The following is a 4,274-nucleotide window of genomic DNA, read 5'->3' on the forward strand; positions in this document are numbered from 1 at the left end:
CTTCAGCCGGCAGCCGTCGGCCTTCTGCACGTTCCGGCACCAGTCCGCGCCGGCGCCGAAGAACAGGGGGATCAGGTACGTCCGGCCGACGGGCCGGGCCAGCACTGGTCGAATGTAGGGCTTTCCGCTGCGACGCCCCACGTGGTGGATCTCGACGAGGGGACCTGACCGTCGGCGCCCGGCGATGCGCATCACCTGCCGATTGATCCGTCTCGACAGAGGGCCCAGTACCGCCACTGATCGACTCGGCCCAGTTGCATCCGATCCGGTCTGTCGGATCAAGTCTGGCTCCTTAGTCGATTCGGGGGTTTCAGGTGGTGAACCGGCTGACGATCAGCGCGCCGAGCCACCGGCCGTGGCAGGTTCCCGCCCGCCGACACCGGGCACCGAAGGTAGCTTGTGCCCGGCGTAGTTGGTGAGTTGACTAACTAATACTACGTTCAGCCAGTGATGGGCAACCCCGGCGCCGGGTCCACCGACTCGGGGAGGCGATTGCGCGGATGTTCAGAGGTTGTCGATCCATTGGTCGAGGCGGCGAGCCGCGCGGCGCATGATGTTCGGCTCGCGCATGGTGTTGGCCAGCAGTGCGCTGCCTTCGTAGCCTGCGAGCAGGTCGACGGCCAGGTCGTGGGCGTCGCGACGGCCGAGCTCCTTGAACTGCGCCCCCGCCCAGGCGATGGGCAGCTTCATCAGTTCGGCGACGCCCAACGCTGAAGGGTCGAGTCGTTTTCCGAGCTCGGAGCACAGGCTGCCAAGCGGGCAGCCGTGTCGGGCTACGGACTCGGCTTGGCCGGCAAGTTCGCGGACGAGTGCCTTCAGGCGGGCCTTCGGCGTCCGGTGCCGGGACTCGATGGCGGCCAGCGTGGCCTTGATCATCTCCGCGTGGGCGGCGATGACCCCGGCAATCACCTCGTCCTTGGTTTTGAAGTAGTAGTAGACGTTGCCCACCGGCACGTCGGCCGCGGCGGCGATGTGGGCCAGGCTGGTGCCCTCGACGCCCTGTTCGTGCAGCAACCGGGCCGCGGCCATGATCAGCCGCTCGCGTTTCCCGCCGCGGGCGGCCCCGGCCTGGTCGGTGGGCGCTGAGTCAGTCATCTCACTGGGAGGGTACCTGCGGTTCGGGTTCGGTGTTCACCATGACCAGCGGAGCCGCGGCCCGGGTGTCGGCGGTGCGTGCGGCAACCACTGCGGCTCCTGCCATCAGCACGGCGGACAGGAGCAGGGCACGGTGGAACCCGGCGTTCGTGGCGGCGCTCGGCGCGGCACCGGCGGCGAGCAGGTCGTGAGTGCGGGTGAACGCCACGGCGGACAGGATTGCCAAACCCAGCGCGCTGCCCAGCTGTTGGGAGGAGTTCAGCAGACCTGCCGCCAACCCAGCCTTGTCCCCAGGCACCCCGGCGTTGGCCGCGGCTGTCACCGACACGAACGCCGCGCCGGCGCCCAGAGCCATTACCAGGAGCCCCGGCAACACATCGTGCACGTAATAGCCCCCCACGGGGACGCGGGACAGGTACCAGATTCCCGCCGAGGCGATCAGGCACCCGGCCACGGTCACCACCCGAGTGCCGACACGGGTGACCAGCTGCGCGGTCACCGCCCCGGCGATCGCGAAGCCGGCGGTGACCGGCAGATAGGAGGCGCCGGCCTTCAGCGGGGACCATCCCAGGATCTGCTGCATGTAGAGGGTGGTGAAGAAGAACATGCCGATGAAGCCGGTGAACGCGATCAATTGGGTGAGGTCGGCGGCGGCTAGACCGCGGATCTTCAGGATCTCGAATGGCACCAGGGGGTCTCGGGCTGCCGATTCGTTGCGGAGGAAGGCCGCCAACAACATGCCGGACACGGCCAGGGCGCCGAAGGTCTGGCTCGATCCCCAGCCGACCACTGGTGCCCGCACCAAGCCGTAGACGAGCCCGAGCAGCCCGGCGGTCACCAGAATCGCGCCCTGCCAGTCGAACTTGGCCCTGTCCCCGCGTGCCGGTTGGTCCTGTACCAGGACCCGCCGGGCGGCCACGGCGATGAGCACCGCCAAGGGCGGGTTGACCAGGAACACCCAACGCCAGCCGGGCCCCTGCGTGAACAGGCCGCCGAGGAACACCCCGGCCGCGGCGGCCATGCCGCTGACCGCTCCCCAGACGCCAAGTGCGGTGTTGCGGTCCTTGCCTGCCCGGAAGCTGACCGCCAGATGCGAAAGTGCGGCCGGGGCCATCAGAGCGGCACCAAGACCCTGAACCAGACGGGAGGTGACCAACAGGCCGGGGTCGGTGGCCGCGCCGGCGGCCAGGGAGGAGGCCGCGAACACTCCCAAGCCGAGCGAGAGCATTCGGCGGCGCCCGAACAGGTCGGCCAACCGGCCACCGAGCAGCAGGAAACCGCCGTAGGTGAGCAGGTAACCGCTGGCCACCCACTGCAGATTCTGTTGCGAGAACCCGAGGCTGTGCCGGATCGAGGGCAGGGCCACGTTCACGATCGCCGAATCTGCGATGTCCAGGAACTGCACTCCACACAGCAGGATCAGGGTCAGTGTCCCCGCCCGCGAACGCAGCGGCAATCTCGCTTCGACGCCCGGGGGCGACTGGTGTCCGACAGGCGACATCCGAAATCCCTCTCTTACTTAGTTGACTGACTGACTTAGGATGAGGCATCCTCGGCGAGAGTACAAGTCAGTCAAATAACTAAGTGATGCAAACCAGAAGCCGGCTCCGTTCCGGTCAGCCATCGGCCTCTCGATCGTTCGGTCTGCGTCGGGAAGTCGGGCCGATTGACCGGGATCGCGCAGAGAGCTCACCAAGTCGCGCTCGGCAGGAGGAAATTCGATGACTGTTCAAGCGCCACCGAGTACTGATCTGGCTCGGGTCGCGGACGCGTTCGGCGACCTGCTCTACTCGATCGACGATGCGCAGTGGTGGGTCCCGACGCCGTGCTCGGGCTGGAACGTCCGCGATCTGGTGGCGCACGTCGTTGACGGGAACCGCAACTTCACCCACATGCTGTGCGGCCGGGTGCCGACCTCACCGGCCGAGGGGGACCGGCCGGTCCCGGGCCCGATGTTGCGGGAGGCGTATCACGTGGACCTACCTGCGCTGCTCGCGGCTTTCGACGCCCCCGGTGCTCTAACCACCCCGGTCCGGATGCCGATCGGCACCGTTCCGGGCTTGGTCGCCCTGCAAGCGCGGACGACCGATGTGCTCGTCCACGGCTGGGATCTGGCACGGGCGATCGGCGCGTCGGCCCAAGCCCTGCCGCAGGATGTCGCAAACGCGATGGCACTGTTCGTGCGTGCTCGCCGTCCTGCCTTGCCCAGCGGCCGGTTCGCCGCGGCGCAGCCCTCCGGGTTGGACTCCTCGCCGGTAGACCGACTGGCGGCAATGCTCGGTCGAGCCCTGTGAAGCATCAGCCGAAGCAGCAGTTCGGGTTGCCTCCCCGCGACAGCGATTCGACGGCTCCCTGGCCTGGCGGACCGTCGGGCCCTCGGACGCCGATCGACTGGGAGCGGTTCGCGCTGTCCGGATCACATGTGATCAGTGCGGCGGCAGGGCAATGATGCGCCGCGAGACGGGTCGCACACAGATTGACCGGCCCAGGGACGAGGTATGGCGCCTGATCACCACCCCGTCACGCATGACCGACTGGTACGACGGGTGGGACTTGTGCGAATACCGTCCGGACGAGAGTTTGCTGCGTGCGGGCACGACCTTCCTCCTGCACTCGCCCCAGACCGACCGGCACCCGGTGCGATGCCGGGTCGTCGCCGTCGTCGAACCTGCCTTGGTTCGCTGGATCGAACACCACCAGCTGGGCCTGTCCGTACTTGTGGAGTTCCGCCTGGCGGTAGTGGCCTCGGAGCGGACCGCGGTGTTCCACACCAAAACGACGATCTCCGAAGCCGACTCGGTGCTTTCGTAAGGCGCCCCGACCGGAACACCACGACTCACAATCGGAGTCTTGGCAACAGATGTCGGGCTCACGCTCGATCCTTCGGCGCTCGTCGGACAAGCGAAGGTGTTCGGCGCGCCCTCCCGCGAAGGTGCCTCGGCCGGACGCCGTTGGGCGACGGCAACGGCTACGGCCGTTGGGTCGTGGGCCTCGGTGCTGGGAGCAACTTAGCCAAGCCGGCTCACATCACTTGATGTACCCGAATCCGAGTTCATAGGCGACCTGCGCCTCCCTGGGAGGGTCCGCAAGCAGCTGCTCGATTCGCAGGTCCTGACTCGGTGGAGGCACTGTCCGGCGCGAGGGCGGGAGTCCGGGGGCCGTGCGGGGGTAGGTCCGCG

At 67.8% G+C, this 4,274-nt stretch carries 4 protein-coding genes; 2 read left to right on the top strand and 2 right to left on the bottom strand.

The window, feature by feature from the left end; translation table 11 throughout:
* Positions 1-504 precede the first annotated feature (504 nt).
* The gene (locus VHU88_01540; GenBank protein HEX3610346.1) at positions 505-1,095 is read right to left on the bottom strand and encodes a TetR family transcriptional regulator; all 591 of its coding nucleotides are present in this window, start codon (positions 1,093-1,095) and stop codon (positions 505-507) included.
* Between the two features lies 1 nt (position 1,096).
* Positions 1,097-2,596, bottom strand: coding sequence for an MFS transporter (locus tag VHU88_01545; GenBank protein HEX3610347.1), 1,500 nt, complete (start codon positions 2,594-2,596; stop codon positions 1,097-1,099).
* A 220-nt stretch (positions 2,597-2,816) separates the two neighbouring features.
* Between VHU88_01545 and VHU88_01550 the strand changes: the two genes are divergently transcribed.
* Positions 2,817-3,389, top strand: coding sequence for a TIGR03086 family metal-binding protein (locus tag VHU88_01550; GenBank protein ID HEX3610348.1), 573 nt, complete (start codon positions 2,817-2,819; stop codon positions 3,387-3,389).
* Positions 3,390-3,543: 154 nt separating this feature from the next.
* The gene (locus VHU88_01555) at positions 3,544-3,906 is read left to right on the top strand and encodes an SRPBCC family protein (GenBank protein HEX3610349.1); all 363 of its coding nucleotides are present in this window, start codon (positions 3,544-3,546) and stop codon (positions 3,904-3,906) included.
* The last annotated feature ends 368 nt before the right edge of the window (positions 3,907-4,274 follow it).

This window comes from Sporichthyaceae bacterium (assembly GCA_036269075.1).
Taxonomy (GTDB): Bacteria; Actinomycetota; Actinomycetes; order Sporichthyales; family Sporichthyaceae; genus DASQPJ01.

What these genes read in the sequence shown, in the direction of transcription:
- VHU88_01540 (HEX3610346.1), bottom strand. Translation starts at nt 1,095, where the DNA reads ATGACTGACTCAGCGCCCACCGACCAGGCCGGGGCCGCCCGCGGCGGG.
- VHU88_01545 (HEX3610347.1), bottom strand. Translation starts at nt 2,596, where the DNA reads ATGTCGCCTGTCGGACACCAGTCGCCCCCGGGCGTCGAAGCGAGATTG.
- VHU88_01555 (HEX3610349.1), top strand. Translation starts at nt 3,544, where the DNA reads ATGCGCCGCGAGACGGGTCGCACACAGATTGACCGGCCCAGGGACGAG.
- VHU88_01550 (HEX3610348.1), top strand. Translation starts at nt 2,817, where the DNA reads ATGACTGTTCAAGCGCCACCGAGTACTGATCTGGCTCGGGTCGCGGAC.